Raw genomic sequence first — 23630 nt, 5'->3', positions numbered from 1 at the left:
CAAAATGAAATTCGTTATCCAAAGGGATCAATTGATCAATAGTGTCCAAAACGTCATGAAAGCCATCTCTTCCAGAACCACGATTCCAATTCTTACAGGAATGAAACTCGAAGCGAGTGAAGAAGGAATCAAATTAACAGGTAGTGATTCAGATATCTCTATTGAATCTTTCATTCCTAGTGAAGAAGACGGTATTGTTTATGTAGAAAATATTGAACCGGGAAGCATCGTTCTCCAGGCCAAGTATTTCCCTGATATTGTCCGTAAACTTCCTCAAAATACTGTAGAAATAGAAAGTGACCATACTCGTAATGTCACGATACGTTCTGGAAATGCAGAATTTCATTTGAATGGCCAAGATCCAGAAGAATACCCACAACTTCCGCAACTTCATACAGAAGATAGCTTTGAACTGCCGATTGACCTTTTAAAAAATTTAATCCGCCAGACCGTTTTTGCGGTATCGACTTCTGAAACAAGACCAATCCTGACGGGTGTTCATGTAAAACTTGATGACGGAAGACTGGAATTCATTGCGACCGACAGCCATAGGTTAGCTTCACGTAAAATTCCATTGGAACAACCAGAAGGAAAATCTTTACCGGCTGTAGTCATTCCTGGTAAAAGTTTGACGGAATTAAACAAAATTCTTGATGATTCCGAAGATACGATTGAAGTCAGTGTGACAGAAAATCAAGTCTTATTCCGTACGAAACACCTGTACTTCCTTTCCCGCTTGCTTGAGGGGAATTATCCGGAAACTTCTCGTCTGATTCCTGAACAAAGCAAAACGATCGTCAAAATTGACACGAAGGAATTGCTGCAATCAGTAGATCGCGCATCTCTTCTCGCGAAAGAGAATCGCAACAATGTTGTTCGTTTAATTACAAAAGAAGACAATCATCTTGAAATCACAGGGAATTCCCCGGAAGTAGGGAATGTTGTCGAAGAAGTGATGGCGACTGATGTCGATGGAGAAGATCTGAAAATATCTTTCAGTGCCAAATACATGATGGATGCACTGAAAGCGGTCGATTATGACCAGGTGAAAGTCGAATTTACAGGAGCGATGCGCCCATTCTTGATTCGCCCTGTCGATGACGACCAGATTTTACAGTTGATTCTTCCAGTAAGAACTTATTAAATCTCCGAAAAAGGTAAAGGTAAAAAGGTGCTTTATGTTTTGCATAGAGCACCTTTTCTTATTGGTCAGATTTTTATGTATTATCCGGTGGAAATTCAAGGAAGCGATGACTTTGTTAATAACTGTTCGTTTTCACAGCACTAGATACTTAGGTGCCTAAGTTTATTGGTGAAGACAGGGGAAAAACGAAAATGAGCGAATGATGGAAGAATGGGGCAATAAGAAGGTTGAAATGTCACTAAACAAGAGATGAAAGAGGCATACAGACCTGTTTCGTTGTCTCACACTTTCCTTACACATCTATCTTTAGTAAAATGAAAGATAGGTGAATTCATGAAATAGGGTGAAATGATTATGAACGAAGAGATCGGTATCAGTACAGAATATATTCCATTAGGGAAGTTTTTGAAATTAGCCAATATTGTCGAATCTGGTGGAATGGTGAAAATTTTCTTGTCGGAATTTGAAGTTTACGTAAACGGAGAACCTGACAATCGTCGTGGCCGCAAACTGTATGTGGGCGATACAGTAGAAGTTGAAGAATTCGGCAGCTTCACTGTCGTCAAAGAAGCTTAGGTCAGGCGTTCCTCTATGTATATCCATGAGTTATCATTACGTTCTTTCAGGAACTATGATGAGCTCTCATTGACGTTCGACCATAAGATCAATGTCATCATTGGTGAAAATGCCCAGGGAAAAACCAATCTGATGGAAGCGATCTATGTACTCGCTTTTACTAGGTCCCATCGTACGCCCAGAGATAAAGAACTGATACAGTGGGATGCAGAGTATGGTAAAATAAAAGGGAGTATCTTTAAACGGAATCGTCGTTTTCCTCTTGAAATCATCGTTTCTAAAAAGGGGAAAAAAGCGAAATTGAATCATATTGAGCAAAAGCGTCTGAGCGACTACATCGGCGCTTTGAACGTGGTGATGTTTGCACCTGAGGATCTCAATCTTGTGAAGGGGAGCCCTCAGGTGCGTCGTCGGTTTATTGACATGGAAATCGGCCAAATACAACCCACATACATTTATCATTTAGGTCAATATCAGAAGATTCTCAGACAACGAAATCATCTGTTGAAAGATTTGCAGCGAAAGCCGGGAGCGGACCGGACGATGCTCGGTGTTTTGACAGAGCAGCTGATTGAACATGCAACGACGATTGTCGAACGCCGGTTCAAATTCCTGCAGCTTCTAAGGTCATGGGCGACACCGATCCACGAAGGAATCAGTCGGCAGTTGGAGAAGCTGGAAATTGCTTATGATGCGAGTGTGCGAGTATCAGAGGATATGAATTTGGAAACAATAAAAGATACATTCTCTGAAAAGTTTGCAGAAATTGAATCAAAAGAAGTGGAACGCGGGACGACGTTGGCAGGACCACACAGGGATGATCTGGTTTTTTACGTGAACGGAAAAGACGTACAAACGTATGGGTCACAGGGCCAGCAGCGGACGACGGCATTGTCTTTGAAACTCGCTGAAATTGAACTGATTCATAGTGAAGTAGGCGAATACCCCATTTTGCTTCTTGATGACGTACTTAGTGAACTGGATGACTTTAGACAATCGCATTTGCTTCATACGATTCAAGGAAAAGTCCAAACGTTCGTTTCTACAACGAGTATCGACGGAATTGAACATGAAGCACTGGAACAAGCGGAGATTTTCCGTGTGAAAGAAGGAACGATAGACGTAGAGAAATGAGGTGGCGAATTGTTCATTCATATCGGGGATGATCACGTCATCCAGTCGAAGGATGTCGTGGCGATCATTGATCATAGTTTGATTTCATCTTCTTCTATCATCGAAGAAATGATTCATAACCAACGTAAGGAAAAGCAGGTCATTGAAACGGAAGACCACCAGGCGAAAGCAATTGTAATTACGAATGATATCATCTATTTCAGCCCACTATCTGTCTATACATTGAAGAAGCGGGCGAACATGATGACAACACTGAATAAACTGGAAGATTTCTCGGAAGAGTCCGATTTTTAATATACCGATAGATGAGAGACGTAAGGGATTAGAGATAAACCACTTGAGAAATGTAGGTGAGTACCATGAAGGAAGATATTATCGAAGAGCAGCAGGCATATGATGAGAGTCAAATACAGGTACTGGAAGGATTAGAAGCGGTAAGAAAACGTCCAGGAATGTATATTGGTTCTACGAACGAAAAAGGCCTTCACCACCTCGTATGGGAAATCGTCGATAACAGTATCGATGAAGCGATGGCCGGTTTTTGCGATCATATTCAAGTCGCGATCGAAAAAGACAACAGCATTACCGTTACCGATAACGGCCGTGGTATTCCTGTCGGGATCCAGGAGAAAACGGGACGTCCCGCTGTTGAAGTCATTCTGACCGTTCTTCACGCCGGAGGTAAGTTCGGCGGGGGCGGATATAAAGTATCCGGAGGTCTCCATGGTGTAGGGGCATCCGTCGTAAACGCCTTATCTACGAAACTAGAAGTGTTCGTCCACCGTGATGGAAACATCCATTACCAGGCTTATCACCGCGGTGTTCCAGAAGAAGACTTGAAGGTGATCGGAGAAACTGATCAGACAGGAACACGCATCCAATTCAAACCAGACCCTGAAATTTTCTCAGAGACAGAGGAATATAAGTTTGAGATTCTTGCTAATCGTTTGCGTGAGCTCGCTTTTCTAAACAAGGGTCTTACCATCACGATTGAAGATAAACGTACGGATGAAGAGCCTGTGAATTACTATTTCGAAGGCGGAATCCTTTCCTATGTCGAACACATGAACCGCACGCGTGAAACCCTGCATGATGCCTTCTTCATCGAGGATGAACAAGATGAGATATCTATTGAAATCGCCATGCAGTATAACGATGGATTCGCGAGTAATATTTATTCCTATGCTAACAACATCCATACGTACGAAGGCGGAACGCACGAATCTGGTTTCAAGACCGGTTTGACACGTGTGATCAACGACTATGCACGTAAAAACAACATGTTCAAAGAGACGGATCCGAATTTGACAGGAGACGATGTCAGGGAAGGTTTGACAGCGATCATCTCAATCAAACATCCGGACCCGCAGTTTGAAGGTCAGACAAAGACGAAACTCGGCAACAGTGAAGCACGTACCGTTACGGACTCTCTGTTCTCGGAAAGTTTCACAAAGTTCCTTTTTGAAAATCCGAACATGGCTAAAACGATTGTTGAAAAAGGATTGATGGCTTCAAGAGCAAGAATGGCCGCGAAGAAAGCACGTGAACTGACGCGCCGTAAAAATGCGCTTGAGGTTTCCAACCTGCCAGGTAAATTAGCGGACTGTTCTTCCAAAGATGCCAACATCTCTGAACTTTACATTGTTGAGGGTGACTCTGCCGGAGGATCTGCTAAGCAGGGACGGGATCGTCATTTCCAGGCGATTCTGCCATTGCGCGGTAAAATCATCAACGTTGAAAAAGCACGCTTGGATAAAATCCTTTCCAACAACGAAGTCCGTGCTATCATTACAGCCCTTGGTACAGGAATCGGTGAAGAGTTCGATATTTCAAAGGCACGTTATCATAAGATCGTAATCATGACCGATGCCGACGTCGATGGTGCACACATTCGTACTTTACTATTGACGTTCTTCTATCGTTATATGCGTCCATTGATTGAACATGGCTATATCTATATCGCTCAGCCGCCGCTTTATAAAATCCAGCAAGGAAAAACGATTTACTACACGTACAGTGATAAGCAGCTGGATGCGAAGCTTGCAGAGCTGTCCAATTCACCGAAGCCTGGCGTTCAGCGTTACAAGGGTCTTGGAGAGATGAACCCGGAACAGCTTTGGGAAACGACGATGGACCCTGAAACGAGAACGATGCTTCAGGTCAGCTTAGAGGATGCGATGGGGGCGGATGAAACCTTTGATATTCTTATGGGAGACAAAGTCGAACCGCGTCGTAACTTCATTCAAGAGAACGCCCAATATGTACAAAACCTTGATGTTTAATATAAAACGAATGTCATGAAAGAGTGGGAAAGGGAGGCGAACATATCCTTTCCCCTTTTAGGTAACTAGGAGGTAAAAGAATGGTGGATCAACCCGAACGTCCGCGCGTACAGGAAGTCAACATCAGTCACGAAATGCGCACCTCATTCCTGGATTATGCGATGAGTGTCATCGTAGCCCGTGCCCTTCCTGATGTCAGAGACGGCCTGAAACCTGTACACAGAAGGATATTATATGCGATGCATGACCTTGGTATGCATTCGGACAAAGCTTACAAAAAGTCGGCACGTATTGTAGGAGAAGTCATCGGTAAATACCACCCTCACGGGGACTCTGCTGTCTATGACACGATGGTGCGTATGGCACAGGACTTCAACTATCGATACATGCTCGTCGATGGACACGGAAACTTTGGTTCGGTGGACGGAGATGCCGCAGCCGCCATGCGTTATACGGAAGCACGTATGTCCAAAATTTCTATGGAGATCCTAAGGGACATCAACAAAGATACGATCGATTACAATGATAACTACGATGGAACAGAGCGGGAGCCTGCAGTGCTTCCAGCCAAATTTCCTAACTTGCTCGTCAATGGCGGTTCAGGAATTGCGGTAGGAATGGCGACGAACATCCCTCCACATCAGCTTGGTGAGGTTATTGATGCAGTCCTCGCTCTTAGTAAGGACCCGGAGATTACCATCCAGGAACTGATGGAAAACCATATCTATGGCCCGGATTTCCCGACAGCTGGTAAAATTCTCGGCTTAAGTGGAATTCGCAAAGCCTATGAAACAGGCAAAGGCTCGATCACAGTCCGTGCGGATGTAGAAATTGAAGAACAAGCCAACGGCAAAGGCCGTTTAATCGTGCACGAGCTTCCTTATCAGGTGAACAAAGCCCGTCTCGTTGAAAAAATCGCCGATCTTGCCCGCGATAAGAAAATCGATGGCATCACAGATCTCCGCGATGAATCGGACCGTAACGGCATGCGTATCGTCATAGAATTGCGCCGTGACGTCAATCCGAACGTCCTTCTCAACAACCTTTACAAAATGACGGCCCTGCAATCAACGTTCGGCATCAATATGCTCGCACTCGTCAACGGGCACCCGAAAGTGCTCAACTTAAAACAGTGCCTCGAGCACTATTTGGAACACCAGAAAGTCGTCATTCGCCGCCGTACAGAATACGAACTTAGAAAAGCAGAAGCGCGCGCTCACATCCTTGCTGGTCTGCGTATTGCCCTTGATCACCTGGATGAAGTGATTTCACTTATTCGTGAATCGCAAACGACTGAAATCGCACGTACCGGTTTGATGGAGCGTTTCGGTCTTTCTGAAAAGCAGGCACAAGCGATTCTTGATATGCGTCTGCAGCGACTGACCGGTTTAGAGCGTGAAAAAATAGAGGATGAATATCAAGAAGTCATGAAATTAATTCAAGAATTGAAAGCGATCCTTGCTGACGATGAAAAAGTTCTTGAAATCATCCGTGAAGAACTGCTTGATGTGAAGGAGCGCTATAATGATAAGCGCCGTACAGAAATCGTCCTTGGCGGAACAGACTTCATCGAGGATGAGGACTTGATCCCTGAAGAAACGGTCATCGTCACGGTCACTCACCAGGGCTATGTCAAACGTCTTCCTGCATCCACTTACCGTTCACAGCGAAGAGGTGGACGAGGCGTGCAGGGCATGGGAACACACGAAGAAGACTTCGTCGAACACCTATTATCTACGTCGACTCACAATACCCTGCTTTTCTTCTCAAACAAAGGGAAAGTATACAAAGCTAAAGGCTATGAAGTACCAGAATTCAGCCGAACGGCTAAAGGGATTCCGATCATCAACATGTTGAACGTTGAACGTGATGAGTGGATCAATGCTGTGATCTCCGTTGAAGATTTCGTTGATGACTGGTACCTCGTCTTTACAACGAAGAACGGAATCACGAAGCGGACAACGCTCTCCCAATTCGCGAATATCCGAAAAGGCGGTCTGATCGCTCTCGGACTGCGTGAAGATGATGAGCTGATTTCGGTCCGACTGACAGATGGAACGAAAGATATCATGATTGGCACACAGAACGGTTACTTGATCCGTTTCAATGAAGATCAAATCCGTGCGATGGGACGTACAGCCGCAGGTGTCAAAGGGATTTCCCTTCGTGAAGACGACAAAGTCGTATCCATGGAAATCCTCGACGATTCCCTGCAAGTGCTCACCGTTACGAGCAAAGGCTATGGAAAGCGCACACCAGCTGACGAGTACCGGATTACCAACCGTGGTGGTAAAGGAATCATTACGTGTAATCTGACAGATAAGAATGGTAAAGTCGTCGCTACGAAAGCCGTCAATGGCGAAGAGGATATCATGATTATCACTGCCAGTGGTGTCTTAATCCGTATGCCAATGGAAAGTATTTCTGAAACAGGACGGAACACACAGGGCGTACGCTTGATTCGTCTTGGAGAAGGTGAAGAAGTCGCTACCGTTGCTCGTGTCGAGTCTGAAAAAGAGGAAGAAGAACTGGTGGAAGAAGCGCTGGAAAAAGAAGCTGAATCTCAAGATGAGATTTCTGAAGAAAGTGCAGAAACATCAGACGAACCAACAGAAGAAGAGTCAGATGAATCATAAGTAAGCAAACTTCCATGATCCGTCGCCTGTCGATTCATTTCGGCAGGCGACTTTTTTATAGGGCGGAGGAACAGATTCATACTTATCCATTAAATTTTTCAATATTTGCTATTTTGTTGAAATATTCATGGTAATATAGAACTATAAATATCATTTGAGATTCAAGAGATCTTTACATAAAAGAAACTAGTGGAAGGTGGTTCGTTGCCATGAGGGTAGCTACATCACAATTGGAACCGGGCTGTCTCTTGACGAAAGACGTCATGGGTCGGACGAATCGACCGATCGTGCCTAAAAATACGACCATTCAGCCCGTCCATATTGATGTACTGAAGAAATTTAAAATTGATATTGTTGAAGTTTCCAATCGTCGGTCGGACGGTTCGCTTTTCATAGCTTCCAAGCCGACAGACCAAGAAGAAGATCTATATCAGGAGATGCGTTCTGAGGAACCTGATCTTCCTTTCTTTGAATCCTACCTAGCTGCTGTGCAGGAGTATAAAAAATGGTTCATTTCATGGCAAGGTGGATCGCCTTTAAACATCAGTGCGATCCGCAAAGTGATGGTTCCCCTCCTTGAGAGAGCTGTCGATTCTGCAGGGCGGGAAGTTTTCTCGCTCCATCATTATACCTCCAGTAAAGATTACATCTATCATCACAGTGTAGCGATGGGGCTGTTATCTAGTTATGTGGCGTCGAAAATGGGCTACAATTACGGTGAATGGATTCAAGTCGGTTTAGCCGGGCTTCTTGCTGATAGCGGGATGGCGAAAGTCAGTGAACGAATTACGTGGAAAGAGGCCCCTTTAACAGAGAGAGAGTATGAGATGGTGAAAAACCATCCGACCTACAGTTACCGAAACGTAGAAAAAATATCTACGTTGAGTAACCACGCAAAGGTCGCTATTTTACAGCATCATGAACGATTGGATGGGACAGGTTATCCATTAGGAGTCAGTCAGAATAAAATCCATCCGTTCAGCCAGATTATCGCTGTCTGTGATATGTACCACGCCATGACGTCTGAGAGGATGTACCGGAGGAAACAGTCGCCTTATAAAGTGCTCGAAGAAATCCTCCAGGAGCAGTTCGGCCGCTATGATCATAAAGTGATCAGCGCTTTAGTTAAAGAAATGACCAATTATTCTACGGGGACCCAAATCCGTTTGTCTGATCATCGCGAAGCAGAAGTGATTTTCGTTGAAAAAACCAACCCGACAAGACCGCTTGTGCGAATCATGGAAGATGGACAGATTCTCCCGTTGAAAGAGCAGCTGGACCTTCATATTGAAGAAGTATATGAATAAAAAGAGACCAGTTTGCGTCATGAAATGGATGCAAACTGGTCTTTGAGCCAGGAAGCGAAAATTTTCGGGATACGTTCCGCAGCTGAATTTAAAAAATGTACAATGAATACATAATCCTCACGATCTTTCATCTGCTCCATCTCTCCCCACCATTCCCCTTCATAACGCACGAGCATACTCAAGTTATAAAGGACAGCAAAATACGCCAACAGCTCAGGCCATTCTTCTTCAATGGTGATAGGACTCGGGTTCTTCAGTTGAAACAGCTCTTCCATCCCAGGGAGGGGGCGGAGCAATTCATCCATGGATATCTTGGTTTTTTCTGAAGAAAATTGAAACAAATGCTCAGCTGCGTGCGGGAATAACCCGTGCGGCTGAATACGGATATCGTCTTCTAAAAAACGGTAATGCTGTTTTTTTCTTTTACGTGTCGACAGCCCATGGGCGAGAACCTTTGCGGTGGCAGGATATCCAGGATCAACCGTCAACAGGCAGCTTTTGATGAAATGGTTCATTCCATAATAAAAAAGAAGAGGCTTTACACTCAAGGGTGTATGTAAAGCGGTCGACCAATAATCTTGACCGAGGCTGAGACCGTGAATGAACCGTTCTGCATTATTGTAAGCATGATGTTCGGCTCTTGAATGATTGATCTTTTCATAACAAGCAAACAAAAAAGGTCTTGTATGTGCGGTCACTTGAAGATAAGTGAGAATCGGATCCGTGGAGTGCAAAGAAAGTTCCTCCTTTCTAACATAAAAGGAATTCTCCCCCATTTTTTTATGGTTGAAAAAGCCCGACCATTGTCGTATTGTAAATAACAATAAGAAATGGTGTTACGAGAATATACCACTTATTTTACCCACTTTCACCCAAACTATTTTAAGAAGAAAAGGAGAGGTCAAGCATGCGTGAAGACAAGTTTACAAAAGAAGGTTTAACGTTTGACGATGTACTACTTTTGCCTGCTAAGTCCGATGTTTTGCCGCGTGATGTTTCGCTGGCAACAGAATTATCTCCGACATTACGTCTGAATATGCCGATCATCAGTGCCGGAATGGATACGGTGACGGAAGCTAAAATGGCGATCGGTATGGCACGTCAAGGAGGACTTGGCGTCATTCATAAGAATATGTCGATTGAAGAGCAAGCAGAACATGTCGACCGAGTGAAACGCTCCGAAAGCGGCGTCATTACGAACCCGTTCTTTCTGACTCCGGAACACCAAGTATTTGATGCTGAACATTTAATGGGGAAATTCCGTATTTCCGGTGTGCCGATCGTTAATACTGTGGAAGAACAGAAACTTGTCGGAATCATCACCAACCGTGACCTCCGTTTCATCGAAGATTATTCGATTAAAATAAGTGACGTCATGACCCGTGAGAACCTTGTCACAGCACCTGTAGGAACGACACTGGATGAAGCAGAAAAAATCTTGCAGCAATATAAGATTGAAAAGCTACCGATGGTAGATAACAATGGGATCCTCAAAGGATTGATCACCATCAAAGATATAGAGAAAGTGATCGAATTCCCATTATCAGCAAAAGATGAACAAGGTCGTCTCCTCTGTGCGGCAGCTGTCGGTGTCACGGCAGATGCGATGACGCGTATTGATAAATTAGTGGAAGCAGGGGTCGATGCTCTTGTCGTCGATACCGCCCATGGTCACTCTCAGGGTGTGATTGATCAGGTGAAGCGGATCCGTGACCGTCATCCAAAAGTGAATATCATTGCAGGAAACGTAGGGACAGCAGAAGCGACACGCGAATTGATCGAAGCAGGGGCGGACGTTGTAAAAGTAGGTATTGGACCAGGATCGATTTGTACGACCCGTGTCGTTGCAGGTGTCGGTGTTCCTCAAATCACTGCCGTCTATGACTGTGCGAAGGAAGCGGAGAAATACAATAAGCCGGTCATTGCCGACGGAGGAATCAAATATTCAGGTGACATCGTGAAAGCTCTTGCTGCAGGTGGACATGCCGTTATGCTCGGAAGTTTACTGGCCGGTGTTTCAGAAAGCCCTGGCGAAACGGAAATCTTCCAAGGCCGCCGGTTCAAAGTCTACCGGGGGATGGGATCTGTCGGTGCCATGGAATCCGGATCCAAAGATCGTTACTTCCAAAATGACCAAGAAGCGAAGAAACTTGTGCCTGAAGGGATTGAAGGACGCATGCCATATAAAGGACCATTGGCAGACTCCATACATCAGCTTCTCGGAGGTATCCGCTCGGGTATGGGGTATTGTGGAACACCAACCATCAGTGCTTTACGTACAGACGCACAATTCACAAGAATTACAGGGGCTGGTTTAAGAGAGAGCCATCCACATGATGTTCAAATTACAAAAGAAGCGCCAAACTACTCCGTTTGACCCGTATAAAAAGTGATAGACAGGGACTTTTCCCTGTCTATTCTTTTATATACGCATGTGATAAAATAACAAAGATGCATATTTTAAGGGTGGAGGTTGAGAAAGTGACACAAAGAATAAAAACATCTATGGCCTTGATGGTGGCATTGCTTATGGGGTTCTTTGCTGTGTCCATGAATCCTGGACATACATACGCAAGCGTAGATGTTGGCGCAGAATCGGCAATACTCGTGGACGCGGAAACAGGGAAGATTTTATTTGAAAAAGAGGCAGATTTGACATTACCTCCTGCCAGTATGACGAAGATGATGACTGAATATCTTGTCATGGAAGCGATTGAGGAAGGTCAAATCAGCTGGGATACGACAACACAAATTAGTCAATACGCTTTTGATATATCGGCGAATCCTGAATTTTCAGGAGTTGGCCTGAGATTGGATGAAGAATATACGGTACGTGAACTTTATGAAGCAATGGCAATTAATTCAGATAATGCAACAACTATTGCGCTTACGGAATTGATTGCTGGCAGTGAAGCTGAATTTGTTCAAATGATGAACGAAAAGGGAGCGGAAATGGGTCTTCCTGATTACGATTTCGTAAACTCTACTGGATTGAATAACTCTCATTTAGGAGACAACTATCCTGAAGGAACAGATCCGGATGCAACAAACATGCTTTCTGCAAAATCTGCAGCGCTTCTCGCTTACCATTTGACGAACGACTATCCGGAAGCGCTTGAAATCTCAAGCAAACCGACACTTGAATTTGCTGGAGAAACCGTGACGAACTGGAACTGGATGCTTCCAGGCATGCCGGGTCAGAACTTGAAGCAGTTCGAGTACGAAGGTATGGACGGATTGAAAACAGGATACACAGAACTTGCTCAAAACACATTTACAGGGACGGCAGAACGAGACGGACAACGCTTCATTTCAGTCGTCATGAAATCCGAATCCAGGGCCTCCCGTTTCGACCAAACAGAGAAGCTGCTGGACTACGGTTTCAATCAATTCTCACGACAGGAACTTTTCGCAGCAGGAGCCACTCCTGAAGAAAAGTCGACGCTTCCTGTCGCAAAAGGAAAAGAAGAGGAAGTAGCGATTGAAACGAGTGCAGCCTTAAGCACACTGTTGAAAAGCGGAGAAGAAGATCAATATGAGATTCAGTTCAACATTTCTGAGGATCAGTTGGATGACGAAGGTAACCTTGTTGCGCCTGTAGAAAAAGGCCAGAAAGTCGGGACAGCGAAACTTGTACACAACGGGGAAGAAGACTATGGAAATATCCTTTCTGAAGGTGGACAAACCGTCGAGATCGTCACTTCTTCCAGCGTGGAAAAAGCAAACTGGTTCATGCTTACCCTCGGGGCCATCGGTGAATTTTTCAGTGATATCTTCACAGGCGCGGTCGATATGGTTAAAGGCTGGTTTTAGGTGAAAAAATCCCTATATAACCAGTGGGATTTAATATAGTAATGCGTTACAATAGAGGATAAGAATCTATGATTCGAAATAAAATGCTTAAACTATAGAGCTGTTAGGGAGGAATCAACATGGCACAAACAGGTACGGATCGCGTAAAACGCGGCATGGCAGAAATGCAAAAAGGTGGCGTCATCATGGACGTCGTAAACGCAGAACAAGCAAAAATCGCTGAAGAAGCAGGAGCAGTAGCCGTAATGGCTCTTGAACGAGTTCCAGCAGATATCCGCGCAGCAGGCGGGGTCGCTCGTATGGCTGATCCTACGATCGTTGAAGAAGTGATGAATGCCGTTTCTATTCCAGTTATGGCAAAAGCTCGTATCGGGCATATTACAGAAGCGCGCGTCCTTGAAGCGATGGGCGTTGACTATATCGATGAGAGTGAAGTTCTTACTCCAGCTGATGAAATCTATCACATCAAAAAAGATGAGTACACAGTTCCATTCGTATGTGGCTGCCGTAACCTTGGTGAAGCGACACGCCGCATCCGTGAAGGTGCATCCATGCTTCGTACGAAGGGCGAACCAGGAACAGGAAACATTGTAGAGGCTGTCAGCCATATGCGTCAGGTTCAGTCTCAAATCCGTCATTTGCGCGGACTTTCCGAAGATGAAGTGATGGTCTATGCAAAAGATAATGGCGCTCCATTCGATCTATTGATGGAGATCCGTGAAGAAGGACGTCTGCCTGTCGTCAACTTTGCTGCCGGTGGTATTGCAACTCCTGCTGATGCATCCTTGATGATGCAGCTTGGAGCAGACGGAGTATTCGTTGGATCTGGTATTTTCAAATCCAACAATCCTGAAAAGTTTGCACGTGCAATTGTTGAAGCAACGACTCACTATGACGATTACAAGTTGATTGGTGAATTGTCCAAAGGTCTTGGAACAGCCATGAAAGGGATGGAAATGTCCACCCTTACTCCTGAACAGCGTATGCAGGATCGCAGCCAGTAAATAAAGGAGAATGCAGCATGACTACAATCGGTGTATTAGGCCTGCAAGGCGCTTTCCGTGAGCATGTGCGTTCTGTCGAAGCGACAGGTGCCAAAGCCGTCGTCGTCAAAAGAACAGAACAGCTGAAAGAGATCGATGGCTTGATTATCCCTGGTGGAGAAAGTACGACCATCCGCAGACTGATCGATAAATACGAGTTTCTAGAGCCAATCCGCCAATTCGGAAAAAGTGGCAACCCGATTTTCGGTACGTGTGCGGGGCTCATCCTACTCGCTTCAGAAATCGATGGTTCTTATGACGTCCATCTAGGGGTCATGGATATCAAAGTCCGTCGTAATGCATTCGGGCGCCAGCGAGAAAGTTTTGAAGCCGATCTTGATATCGAAGGTGTGGCAGAAGGATTTAATGCCGTATTCATCCGTGCTCCTTACATTGAAGGGGTAGGAGAAAATACGAAAGTGTTGGCACGCTATGACGGTCATATAGTAGCCGCTCAAGAAGGTCACTATTTAGCTTGTTCCTTCCATCCGGAATTGACGGACGACCATCGTTTAACGGACCATTTTGTGAAAATGGTAGAAGAAGCTAAAAAAACACTTGCATTATAATTCTGAATCCGCTAATCTTATGTAACACAAACCATAATTGAACGCGATGACAGGAAATAGTAACATGTCCCTTCTTCTCAAAGAGAGTCAGTGGCTGGTGTGAACTGACGGAGAAGCCATGTGAATCCATCCTCGAGTGTCTGACTGAATGAAGTAGGTCAGACCGGTACTCACCGTTATGAGTGAAGCCGGAAGGTCATATGTACCTTCAACTTGGGTGGTATCGCGGGAAGCATAAACCAAAGCTCTCGTCCCTTATTTAGGGACGGGAGCTTTTTGTTTAGCTTCAAATCAATTGAAATGAGTATATAAAGGAGGAAGTAAACATGTTGGACATGAAATACTTACGCCAGAACTTTGATGAAGTAAAAGGAAAACTGCAAAACCGGGGAGAAGACCTTTCTGACTTGGATGCCTTCGGCGATTTGGATAGCAAGCGCCGTGAGCTGATTCAGGAAACGGAAGAATTGAAAGCAAAGCGTAATGAAGTTTCCAAGGAAATCTCCCAGCTGAAAAAAGCGAAGGAAGACGCGGATGATAAAATTAAAGAAATGCGTGAAGTCGGCGATCACATAAAAACGCTTGATACAGAGCTGAAAGAAGTAGAAGAGAAACTCGAAACACTTCTATTATCCATCCCGAACATCCCTCACGAAAGTGTACCTGTCGGTGGGGATGAAGAAGACAATATCGAAGCACGAAAAGACGGAGAGATTCCGACCTTTGGTTTCGAAGCTAAACCTCACTGGGATGTAGCGACAGATTTAGGCATCCTTGATTTCGAAAGAGCGTCCAAGGTTACTGGAAGCCGCTTCGTTTTCTACAAAGGACTAGGTGCTCGTTTAGAGCGTGCGTTACTTAATTTCATGATGGACCTGCATGCAGATGAACACGGCTATCAGGAAATGCTGCCACCACAAATGGTTAACCGCACAGCGATGACAGGAACAGGTCAATTACCGAAATTCGAAGAAGACGCTTTTAAAATTGAAGACTGGGATTATTTCCTTGTACCAACAGCTGAGGTACCTGTAACGAACTTCCACAGAGAAGAAATTCTATCTGTTGAAGACCTTCCACAAAAGTTCGTAGCCTTCAGCACGAATTTCCGTTCTGAAGCAGGGTCTGCCGGTCGTGATACAAGAGGATTGATCCGTCAGCACCAATTCAATAAAGTCGAGCTTGTCCAGCTGGCAAAGCCGGAAGAGTCTTATGATGTTCTGGAAGAACTGACCGGACATGCAGAAAAAGTCCTTCAGCTGTTGAAACTTCCTTATCGTGTGATGAGCATGTGCACTGGAGATCTAGGATTTACAGCAGCGAAGAAATACGACATTGAAGTGTGGATCCCGAGCCAGGAGACCTACCGTGAAATCAGCTCTTGCTCTAATTTCGAAGATTTCCAGGCGCGCCGTGCAGGCATCCGCTTCCGTAGAGAAGAAAAAGGAAAGCCTGAATTTGTACACACGTTGAATGGTTCTGGACTGGCCATCGGTCGTACCGTTGCAGCCATTCTTGAAAATTACCAGCAGGAAGACGGGACGGTCATCGTACCAGAAGTTCTTCGTCCATACATGGGCGGAAAAGAAGTCATCAAGTAACTAAAACAAATAGAGAAAAAAGGAAAAACGTCTGGATCCTATTGATGATTCCAGACGTTTTTTTGATTTCGTTTTTTGGAGACAAAGCTTTAGGGTCGCTCTTGACTCTGTTGAAGGGAATTTGTATAATTACGAGGTGACATTTTTTCGTGATTGTTCGACAACAACTTCTTTTTAAAAAAATTAAAGGATTTTGTTGACGGACTCGGACAACCATGATATTATATTTATTGTCGGTCACACGGAGGAGTACCCAAGTCCGGCTGAAGGGAGCGGTCTTGAAAACCGCCAGGGGGTTTACGCCCCGCGGGGGTTCGAATCCCTCCTCCTCCGCCATATTATTATCAACAATAGCGCATAAATATTGGAGATTTTATAGAACAGAAATCGTTACTTCGTGTAACGATTTTTTATTTTGTTTGATTTATTTTCGTAGAATGAAAACAAAGAAAAGCCCTCACGCGACAGGATCGGTGAGGGCTCTTTTTTATACTTTTTTTAGGAATCCAATAATACCTCTCCTTTATTGGGATAGGTCTTTTCAATATGCTGCTCCCCCCAGGCACACAGCATGTCTAATGCCCCTTTTAATGTCCATCCGTATTCCGTCAGTTCATACTCCACTTTAGGCGGTACCTGGTTATAGACGATCCGCTTAATGACTCCATCCCTTTCCAATTCTCTCAGCTGCTGGGTCAACATTTTCTGTGTGATTCCTGGCATTAATCGTTTCAATTCACTTGTCCGTCGTTTATTTTCGATCAAATGACAAAGGATGACGACCTTCCATTTGCCTCCGATTACTTCCAGAGCGGCTTCCACTGGTATATTATATTTCGGCATGACATTTACCTCCTTTAGATCCCCTATGTTTCCTTTTAGCATGTATATCCGATGATTCACTATACACGAAAGATATATGAGTTAAAAAGGTTTTGCCTGAACAGCCTCAAACTCTCTATTTTATACAATTGTTACTTCCAGGTGCCTATAGCACACAGAAGTGCGTACTTCTCAAGTGTTCGATCAGCCCTCATAATAAGATTTGTCATTCAGAGGCGCCCTGGATACATGAGTTTCAGTTATCATTCTTATTTATATATGAGGAGGAAAATGATGAGTTCACATGCAGAGAATATTAAAGAAAATTCTCTTGATCATAAGGCGAAAAGTTTTCCGTTTGCTTTGTTGGCCCTTGCTATTAGTGCGTTCGGTATAGGAACGACAGAATTCGTCCCCGTAGGTTTATTATCAACGATGGCCGATGACCTTTCCATATCCATTACACTTGCGGGGCTCTTGATATCCGGTTATGCTGTCGGTGTTGCTGTGGGGGCACCTGTTTTGACGGCTCTTACCAATAAGATGAGCCGAAAAAGTTTATTGCTGGCTCTGATGGTTGTTTTCATTCTTGGTAATTTAGTGGCTTCGGTTTCGACAAGCTTTACCTTGCTGTTAATCGCGAGGATCATCACGGCTTTTTCTCATGGTATATTCTTTTCTATCGGTTCGACCATTGCTGCAAGTTTAGTACCTGAGCATAAGCGGGCAAGTGCCATTGCCTTTATGTTTACCGGATTGACGGTGGCGACAGTGACAGGCGTGCCCTTAGGAACATTTATTGGACAAACCTTTGGTTGGCGGGCGACATTTGCAGGTGTAGCTTTGCTCGGCGTAATTGGAATCATCGCAAGTGCTCTGCTTGTTCCGAAAAACCTGGAAGAAGCAGCACCCGCAAGCTTTCGGGATCAATTAAAAATACTAACTGAAAAAAGAATTCTGCTCTCCTTCGCCATTACAGGATTAGGATATGGCGGAACGTTCGTGGCCTTCACGTATCTTGCTCCTTTACTAGAAGAAGAGACAGGTTTCGATCCGAAGTTTGTCAGCGTGATTTTGCTCATCTATGGAGTTGCGGTGGCGATCGGAAATACGATTGGTGGAAAAGTTTCCAATAAAAAGCCGATCAAAGCGTTGTTTTGGATGTTTGTACTGCAGGCAATCGTATTGCTCCTTTTGGCTTTCGTCATTCCATTTAAAGTGTTGAGTTTAGTTGTATTGTTTTTCATGGGATTGTTTGCTTTTATGAACGTACCTGCTTTGCAGATTTTGGTCGTTCAATTAGCTGAGAAATATGTTCCATCTGCGGTTAATGTAGCTTCAGCTTTGAATATAGCCGCTTTCAATGTGGGGATCGCTATTGGATCTACTGTTGGTGGTGTGATCGTTGATACGATTGGTCTTGTTCACACACCATGGATCGGTACAGTGATGGTGGGTGGCGCTGTTATCTTAACAAAGCTGCTGAATACGATGGAAAGATAATCTCCGAGAAGGACTCCTTTTTCAAAGGGGTCCTTTTATCTTGTTATAATAGTATGGGAGAGAAAGGAGGGATGGCATGGGTTATGTCGAGGACTTACGTGCAATCATCGGTCATCGGCCCATTATATTAGTTGGATCTGTTGTGATGATCCTTGATGAAGAGGGACGTATCTTGCTGCAGGAACGAACATCTCCTGAAGGTGTATGGGGATTGCCGGGGGGTTTGATGGAGCTTGGAGAAAGCACCGAACAAGTCGCGAAGCGTGAAGCTTTCGAAGAGACTGGATTAGAAATCGAGGACCTACAATTATTGAATGTTTACTCTGGAGAGGATCAGTTTAGTCGAGCTCCGAATGGAGATGAGTTTTACGTGGTGACAACGGCTTATTTCACCAGTCATTTTAGTGGGGACTATGTTTTTGATCCCGAAGAAACTGTGCAGGTTAAGTTTTTCGAGTTTCATGATTTACCTGAGAAAATGATTGGCAGTCACCGGATGATGATAGAGGATTATATACAAAAAACTCCTGACGCCAGCTAAGCGTTCAGGAGTTTTTTTCGCTTGTTATTACGTTAATAAATGACTGGAGCGCCATTTACGAGATTGTTGGATGAAGTGGCCGATTTTTTCAAGCACGGGTTCGATGCTTGTTTTATCATTCAATACGTCATAGTCAGCAATATTGAGGCGCAGGACAGGGCAGGAATTGAAATTATCAATCCAATTGTCATAACGCGTGAACATTTCTTCCCAATATTCAATCGGAGTTTCTTGTTCCATCGGACGCCCACGTTCTTTGATTCGGGAAAGGATGTCATCAAACGAACCTTCTAAATAAATTAAAAGATCGGGATGAGGAAAGTATGGTGTCATCACCATCGCATCAAACAGGTTTCGATACGTTTCGTAATCCGTAGCAGACATCGTCCCTTTTTCGTAGTGCATCCGTGCAAAAATGCCGGTATCCTCATAAATTGAGCGGTCCTGGATGAACCCTCCGCCATATTCAAAGATTTTCTTTTGTTCTTTGAAGCGTTCCGCCAAGAAGTAAATCTGTAAATGGAAGCTCCAACGTTCAAAATCCTGATAGAATTTGTCGAGATAAGGATTTGTGTCGACTTTTTCAAAAGAGGTACGGAAGTTGAGGGCATCAGCGAGAGCGTTGGTCATCGTTGACTTGCCGACACCAACTGTACCTGCAATCGTTATGACGCTGTCATGTGGAATTCCATAACGTTCACGTGCATTCATTTGATAACTTCTCCTTTATTTAAATGCTGCTCTACTTGATCAACAATATAATTTAAATCATCTTGATGTTTTACGAAGTCTATATGATCCCCATTCAGACGGATCACAGGAATCTCTGGATGAGTGGCTTCAAAATGTCTCATGAAGTCTTCGTAGTCTTGAGAGAGTTGTTCAAGATAAGAAGGTTGAATATTTGCCTCTACATCACGGTTACGCATGCGGATGCGTTCGAGCAGTGTATCTAAACTCGCATGTAAATAGACGACCATATTCGGTTTAGGCATATCGTGTGTCAATATATCAAAAATCTGCGCATACTTGTCAAATTGATCTTCTCTTAACGTGCGTCGAGCGAAAATCATATTCTTCGATATATGGTAATCGGCGACCACCGGCTTCCCTGCTTGCAAATATTTGTGGTCGATGTCTTCGAGCTGCTTAAATCGATTGCACAAGAAGAACATCTCCGTTTGGAAGCTCCATTCTTCAATATTGTCGTAAAACTTGCCTAAAAATGGATTCTCCTCAACGATTTCCTTCAGCAAATGAAAATCAAACTGGGAGGCGAGCTTTTTAGACAGAGACGTTTTCCCAACCCCAATGGGCCCTTCAACGGATATGAAAGGTAAATCTCCCATCTCTTTTCCTCCTTCAAACTCAATTCAAAAAAACGTGAGTGCTCATCACTCACTTACAAAATACGATACTTTTTGACAGACAAATAGTATTTTATCATATACATACGTTGGAAGTAACAGGCGAACGATATTTTTAAGGTGTATTTGCTTTTCAATCTTTGGTTTGTTTTGTATAATATTACTCGTACGTCCATCTGCCCCCGTAGCTCAGGGGATAGAGCATCGGTTTCCTAAACCGTGTGCCGCAGGTTCGAATCCTGCCGGGGGCGCTGCTGAAGCTGATCGAAGCTTCAGCTTTTTTTATACTTTCCTTACAAAATTGATTTTCCTGCGGCTCCACGTATTGAGCCATAATACAGCACTGAACCCGAGGCAGAGAATCACAATCACCCACATGAGAGCTTCCTCCATTCGACCTGATTCGACAGCAAAATAGATGGCGAGCGGAATGGTGTCTGTTTTACCAGGAATATAGCCTGCGATCATTAATGTAGCTCCGAACTCGCCGAGGGAACGGGCGAAACTCATGACTAACCCGGCCAGCAATCCGGGCCAGGCTAACGGAAGCGATATAGTGAAGAATACCTTTACTTTCGAAGCCCCCATTGTTAAAGCGGCATTCTCCAGGTTTTGATCATAATTTTCAAAAGCTGCTGATGCACTCTGAAACATAAGAGGAAAAGAAACGACGGCAGAGGCAATGACTGCCCCGGTCCAGGAAAAAACCACTTGAATACCGAACCATTCCATGAGCCATTGTCCGAGCCAGCCATTTTTGCCAAATAAGTAAAGCAGACCGAATCCAATCACTGTAGGAGGAAGGACGAGAGGGAGTAAAAGAATCGATTCTAAGATACTTTTCCCGGGAAATAATTTTCTGGAAATGATTCGTGCGCTGATGATTCCGATTATAAATACGATGAAAGTAGCAATCCCTGCTACTTTCAGAGACAAAAGAAGAGGTTCGACGTTCATTGTTCTATCTTTCCACCTCTCATAGGATTGAATCCATAAGCATTGTAAATTTCTGTCGCTCGATCACTGGTTAAAAAGGTGAGAAATTTCTGTCCTTGTTCCTTAGACCGGCTTTTTGAAATAACGATTCCTGGATAGACAATCGAATCATGGAGGTTATGGTCAACTTTTGTAAGAGTGATTACCTTGTCTGAAATCATGGCATCACTGGCATAGACAAAACCATAGTCCACCTGTCCAGATTCAACATATGCAAGGACTTGTCTAACATCGCTTCCGAATACTATCTGATCTTCTAACCTGCTCCAAAGTTGAATCCTTTCCAATGCTTGTTTCGTATAAGTACCAGCAGGCACGCTCTCTGGATTGCCAACAGCAAGCTGTTCGTTTTCCTTAAGATTCAGTTCCTGGATGGTATCCAAGCGCCTCGTGGAATCATCACCAATAAGGACAATCCGGTTGGTGGCATATTCTATGTACGTATCCTTTTCGACAAGGTTCTGCTCCTTGAGAAGTTCGATCCAACGAAGATCCGCAGACAAGAATACGTCTACAGGGGCTCCTTGTTCGATCTGTCTTGCCAGTTTACCTGAGCCTCCGTATATGGTTTCTATTTCTATATTGTATTGTTCCTCAAAAAGAGGGGTTAGCTCTTCCATCACATCTTTCAAACTTGCAGCAGCCGCAATTCTTATACTCGTTTCACTTGAATCCGATGGAGAAGCACAACTGCATAAAAATAGTAAGGTCATCGAACTCCATATCCATATCAACTTTCGCATGTCGATTCTCCTTTGTTCCCATTGGTTCTATTCTAAAGATACGTCATATGTAAGTCGAAAGCGATTAAAAGGTCACGAAGAAAGGAGTACTCTCTATGAAATTACAGGTTCTTTCAGCTCTTATCCTTGCTTTACTGCTCACACAACTCCCTGTCGTAGGGAAATACTTCGCTATCTTGAACACAATGATCCATGAGAGTGGTCATTCCTTGATGGCGCTGATTACAGGGGGAGAAGTAAGGAGAATCTCCCTGCTTCCCAACACATCCGGTTTTGCTTTGACCGGACATACATCTTGGATCGGGCAAGTATTAACAAGCATGGCCGGCTATGTATTTGCTTCTTTTTTCGCCTTCGTATTCTTTTTCCTAATCAGTCGTGGTCAATATAAATGGATGATTTATATTTTAATGGCGTTCCTTGCGATCAATCTCCTTTTCTGGGTGAGGAATGTGTATGGACTATTCTGGATCCTCACCTTTGGAGCAGGGTTTCTATGGCTTTTGAGAACCGGTCATGAACAGGTCGTCCAATATGTCTTATTGTTTCTAGCTTCACTCGTACTTGTTGAGTCTGTGACCAGTGCGTTTGAGGTGATGTGGATCAGCTTTGTATCTCCAGGACAAGCCGGTGACGCGGCAAACTTGGCAAGAGCGACGGCATTCATCCCCGCCCCTTTATGGGGATTGGCCTTTTTCGTTCAGGCCTTATACTTTGCTCTCCTCTCCATTAAGCGTGTCTTTCCTTTCTGACAGTGTGAATGAAAAGAAGAAAAAAGAATAAAATCCGCTCATGCCCTGCCCTCTTAAGTCCTCCTGAATAAGGTAGTAAAGTAAGTAAGAGAGGGGGGAATGGAATGAGCGGAGGATACGGTGGCGGTTTCGCGCTATTGGTTGTTTTGTTCATCCTTTTGATCATCATCGGTGCATCTTATATGGGTGGCCGTGGATACGGTTATGGATACTAATAAATAAGAAGGCGGGAATATTTTCCCGCTGATACATAAAATCAAACGTTTCTCGAAGTTTGGAAAAGGGTATCATGTAACTAGAATAATTGGACGGAGGAGTCGTTTATGGATTTAAAAGAACACTTAATTGCACATGGGTATGACCACATTGATATTCTTCTCATTGATGAAGAGGGCGACCAATCAACAGTTGCCGACATTTCCCTGCCAAAGGTAACGGATTTAGAGTACAAGCTTTATCTCAAGCCTGAAAGTATTTCTTATCACTTTAAGGAAGAGGATCCTTATTTCGAAGCAGAGCAGCAATCAGAGTCTGGCGATGGCAAGAAAATCAAAGGTTTCATCCTCGAATGGTAAAAGTCCTGTCCTCACAGGGCTTTTTTTAATGCCCAAATCAAAATATACCAATTACAGATAAGCTCCCGATTGTGGAAGACTCGGTTTCGAGATGTTTGTTGTGTGGATCGGGGCTGCGGGGAATGGCTCGCTTTCCGCGGGAGTGCGGTGAGCCTCCTCGGACTGCGTCCTGTGGGGTCTCACCATGCACTTTTGTCCCGCAGGAGTCTCGCCATTCCCCTCCGCC

At 44.2% G+C, this 23630-nt stretch carries 23 protein-coding genes, 2 tRNA genes and 1 other annotated feature; of the genes, 19 read left to right on the top strand and 6 right to left on the bottom strand.

Annotated elements, in window-relative coordinates:
• Positions 1-4 precede the first annotated feature (4 nt).
• The 7 genes from dnaN (at position 5) to DYE48_RS06705 (ending at position 9079) form a co-directional block, all read left to right on the top strand.
• The gene (dnaN, locus tag DYE48_RS06735; protein ID WP_089650741.1) at positions 5-1144 is read left to right on the top strand and encodes a DNA polymerase III subunit beta; all 1140 of its coding nucleotides are present in this window, start codon (positions 5-7) and stop codon (positions 1142-1144) included.
• A 354-nt stretch (positions 1145-1498) separates the two neighbouring features.
• Positions 1499-1720, top strand: coding sequence for a S4 domain-containing protein YaaA (gene yaaA, locus DYE48_RS06730; RefSeq protein ID WP_115822971.1), 222 nt, complete (start codon positions 1499-1501; stop codon positions 1718-1720).
• A gap of 15 nt (positions 1721-1735) precedes the next feature.
• Positions 1736-2854 carry a DNA replication/repair protein RecF gene (gene recF, locus DYE48_RS06725; RefSeq protein WP_115822970.1) on the top strand — a complete coding sequence of 373 codons (1119 nt, stop codon included), beginning with the start codon at positions 1736-1738 and terminating at the stop codon, positions 2852-2854.
• 9 nt (positions 2855-2863) lie between these two features.
• Complete coding sequence (gene remB, locus DYE48_RS06720) at positions 2864-3148, top strand: extracellular matrix regulator RemB (RefSeq protein WP_115822969.1); 285 nt, start codon at positions 2864-2866, stop codon at positions 3146-3148.
• Positions 3149-3213: 65 nt separating this feature from the next.
• Positions 3214-5136, top strand: coding sequence for a DNA topoisomerase (ATP-hydrolyzing) subunit B (gyrB, locus tag DYE48_RS06715; RefSeq protein WP_115822968.1), 1923 nt, complete (start codon positions 3214-3216; stop codon positions 5134-5136).
• Between the two features lie 80 nt (positions 5137-5216).
• Entirely contained in the window at positions 5217-7772 is a 2556-nt protein-coding gene (gene gyrA / locus DYE48_RS06710) for a DNA gyrase subunit A (protein ID WP_089650746.1), read from the top strand.
• A 209-nt stretch (positions 7773-7981) separates the two neighbouring features.
• Complete coding sequence (locus tag DYE48_RS06705; RefSeq protein ID WP_115822967.1) at positions 7982-9079, top strand: HD-GYP domain-containing protein; 1098 nt, start codon at positions 7982-7984, stop codon at positions 9077-9079.
• Between the two features lie 17 nt (positions 9080-9096).
• Here the strand turns inward: DYE48_RS06705 and DYE48_RS06700 are convergent, their stop codons facing one another.
• On the bottom strand, positions 9097-9813 hold the full coding sequence (locus tag DYE48_RS06700; RefSeq protein ID WP_089650748.1) for a YaaC family protein: 717 nt from the start codon (positions 9811-9813) through the stop codon (positions 9097-9099).
• Between the two features lie 173 nt (positions 9814-9986).
• On the opposite strand from DYE48_RS06700, the gene guaB reads away from it, so the two are divergent.
• The 6 genes from guaB to DYE48_RS06670 all read left to right on the top strand — a co-directional run bounded on the left by guaB (position 9987) and on the right by DYE48_RS06670 (position 16441).
• Positions 9987-11456 carry an IMP dehydrogenase gene (gene guaB / locus DYE48_RS06695; RefSeq protein WP_089650749.1) on the top strand — a complete coding sequence of 490 codons (1470 nt, stop codon included), beginning with the start codon at positions 9987-9989 and terminating at the stop codon, positions 11454-11456.
• 104 nt (positions 11457-11560) lie between these two features.
• Positions 11561-12892, top strand: a complete 1332-nt coding sequence (locus tag DYE48_RS06690; RefSeq protein WP_425269293.1) for a serine hydrolase — start codon at positions 11561-11563, stop codon at positions 12890-12892.
• 119 nt (positions 12893-13011) lie between these two features.
• A complete protein-coding gene (gene pdxS, locus DYE48_RS06685; protein ID WP_089650750.1) occupies positions 13012-13896 on the top strand; it encodes a pyridoxal 5'-phosphate synthase lyase subunit PdxS in 885 nt (294 codons plus the stop codon).
• A 17-nt stretch (positions 13897-13913) separates the two neighbouring features.
• Positions 13914-14504: a pyridoxal 5'-phosphate synthase glutaminase subunit PdxT gene (gene pdxT / locus DYE48_RS06680; protein WP_089650751.1), complete on the top strand. Its 591-nt coding sequence runs from the start codon at positions 13914-13916 to the stop codon at positions 14502-14504.
• A 37-nt stretch (positions 14505-14541) separates the two neighbouring features.
• Positions 14542-14763 (top strand) — a binding site (T-box leader).
• Between the two features lie 67 nt (positions 14764-14830).
• The gene (serS, locus tag DYE48_RS06675; protein ID WP_115822966.1) at positions 14831-16105 is read left to right on the top strand and encodes a serine--tRNA ligase; all 1275 of its coding nucleotides are present in this window, start codon (positions 14831-14833) and stop codon (positions 16103-16105) included.
• Between the two features lie 243 nt (positions 16106-16348).
• Positions 16349-16441: transfer RNA gene (locus DYE48_RS06670), tRNA-Ser, on the top strand.
• Between the two features lie 162 nt (positions 16442-16603).
• On the opposite strand, the gene DYE48_RS06665 is transcribed toward DYE48_RS06670, so the two are convergent.
• Positions 16604-16948 carry a winged helix-turn-helix transcriptional regulator gene (locus DYE48_RS06665; RefSeq protein WP_089650753.1) on the bottom strand — a complete coding sequence of 115 codons (345 nt, stop codon included), beginning with the start codon at positions 16946-16948 and terminating at the stop codon, positions 16604-16606.
• Positions 16949-17221: 273 nt separating this feature from the next.
• On the opposite strand from DYE48_RS06665, the gene DYE48_RS06660 reads away from it, so the two are divergent.
• Positions 17222-18430, top strand: a complete 1209-nt coding sequence (locus DYE48_RS06660) for an MFS transporter (RefSeq protein ID WP_115822965.1) — start codon at positions 17222-17224, stop codon at positions 18428-18430.
• Between the two features lie 76 nt (positions 18431-18506).
• The gene (locus DYE48_RS06655) at positions 18507-18971 is read left to right on the top strand and encodes an NUDIX hydrolase (protein WP_089650755.1); all 465 of its coding nucleotides are present in this window, start codon (positions 18507-18509) and stop codon (positions 18969-18971) included.
• A 27-nt stretch (positions 18972-18998) separates the two neighbouring features.
• On the opposite strand, the gene DYE48_RS06650 is transcribed toward DYE48_RS06655, so the two are convergent.
• Together DYE48_RS06650 and DYE48_RS06645 are read right to left on the bottom strand one after the other, a co-directional pair.
• Positions 18999-19682 carry a deoxynucleoside kinase gene (locus DYE48_RS06650; RefSeq protein ID WP_089650756.1) on the bottom strand — a complete coding sequence of 228 codons (684 nt, stop codon included), beginning with the start codon at positions 19680-19682 and terminating at the stop codon, positions 18999-19001.
• On the bottom strand, positions 19679-20320 hold the full coding sequence (locus tag DYE48_RS06645; RefSeq protein ID WP_115822964.1) for a deoxynucleoside kinase: 642 nt from the start codon (positions 20318-20320) through the stop codon (positions 19679-19681). Before DYE48_RS06645 ends, DYE48_RS06650 begins: the two co-directional genes overlap by 4 nt.
• A 196-nt stretch (positions 20321-20516) precedes the next feature.
• Between DYE48_RS06645 and DYE48_RS06640 the strand changes: the two genes are divergently transcribed.
• Positions 20517-20589, top strand: a tRNA-Arg gene (locus DYE48_RS06640).
• 31 nt (positions 20590-20620) lie between these two features.
• Here DYE48_RS06640 and modB read toward each other — a convergent pair.
• Positions 20621-21295 (bottom strand): molybdate ABC transporter permease subunit, encoded by a 675-nt coding sequence (modB, locus tag DYE48_RS06635; protein WP_115822963.1) that lies wholly within the window; start codon positions 21293-21295, stop codon positions 20621-20623.
• Entirely contained in the window at positions 21292-22077 is a 786-nt protein-coding gene (modA, locus tag DYE48_RS06630; protein WP_115822962.1) for a molybdate ABC transporter substrate-binding protein, read from the bottom strand. The genes modB and modA overlap by 4 nt, the downstream gene beginning before the upstream one ends.
• A gap of 95 nt (positions 22078-22172) precedes the next feature.
• Here modA and DYE48_RS06625 point away from each other — a divergent pair, with 95 nt between their 5' ends.
• From DYE48_RS06625 to DYE48_RS06615, 3 genes are all read left to right on the top strand, one after another.
• Complete coding sequence (locus DYE48_RS06625) at positions 22173-22829, top strand: M50 family metallopeptidase (RefSeq protein ID WP_115822961.1); 657 nt, start codon at positions 22173-22175, stop codon at positions 22827-22829.
• 104 nt (positions 22830-22933) lie between these two features.
• On the top strand, positions 22934-23044 hold the full coding sequence (locus DYE48_RS06620; RefSeq protein WP_089650761.1) for a YjcZ family sporulation protein: 111 nt from the start codon (positions 22934-22936) through the stop codon (positions 23042-23044).
• A 108-nt stretch (positions 23045-23152) separates the two neighbouring features.
• Positions 23153-23404: a hypothetical protein gene (locus DYE48_RS06615; protein ID WP_115822960.1), complete on the top strand. Its 252-nt coding sequence runs from the start codon at positions 23153-23155 to the stop codon at positions 23402-23404.
• Positions 23405-23630 lie beyond the last annotated feature (226 nt).

The sequence above is a fragment of the Halobacillus trueperi genome, assembly GCF_003386945.1.
GTDB lineage: Bacteria > Bacillota > Bacilli > Bacillales > Halobacillaceae > Halobacillus > Halobacillus aidingensis.
This window is presented reverse-complemented; position numbering and strand designations above follow the sequence as displayed.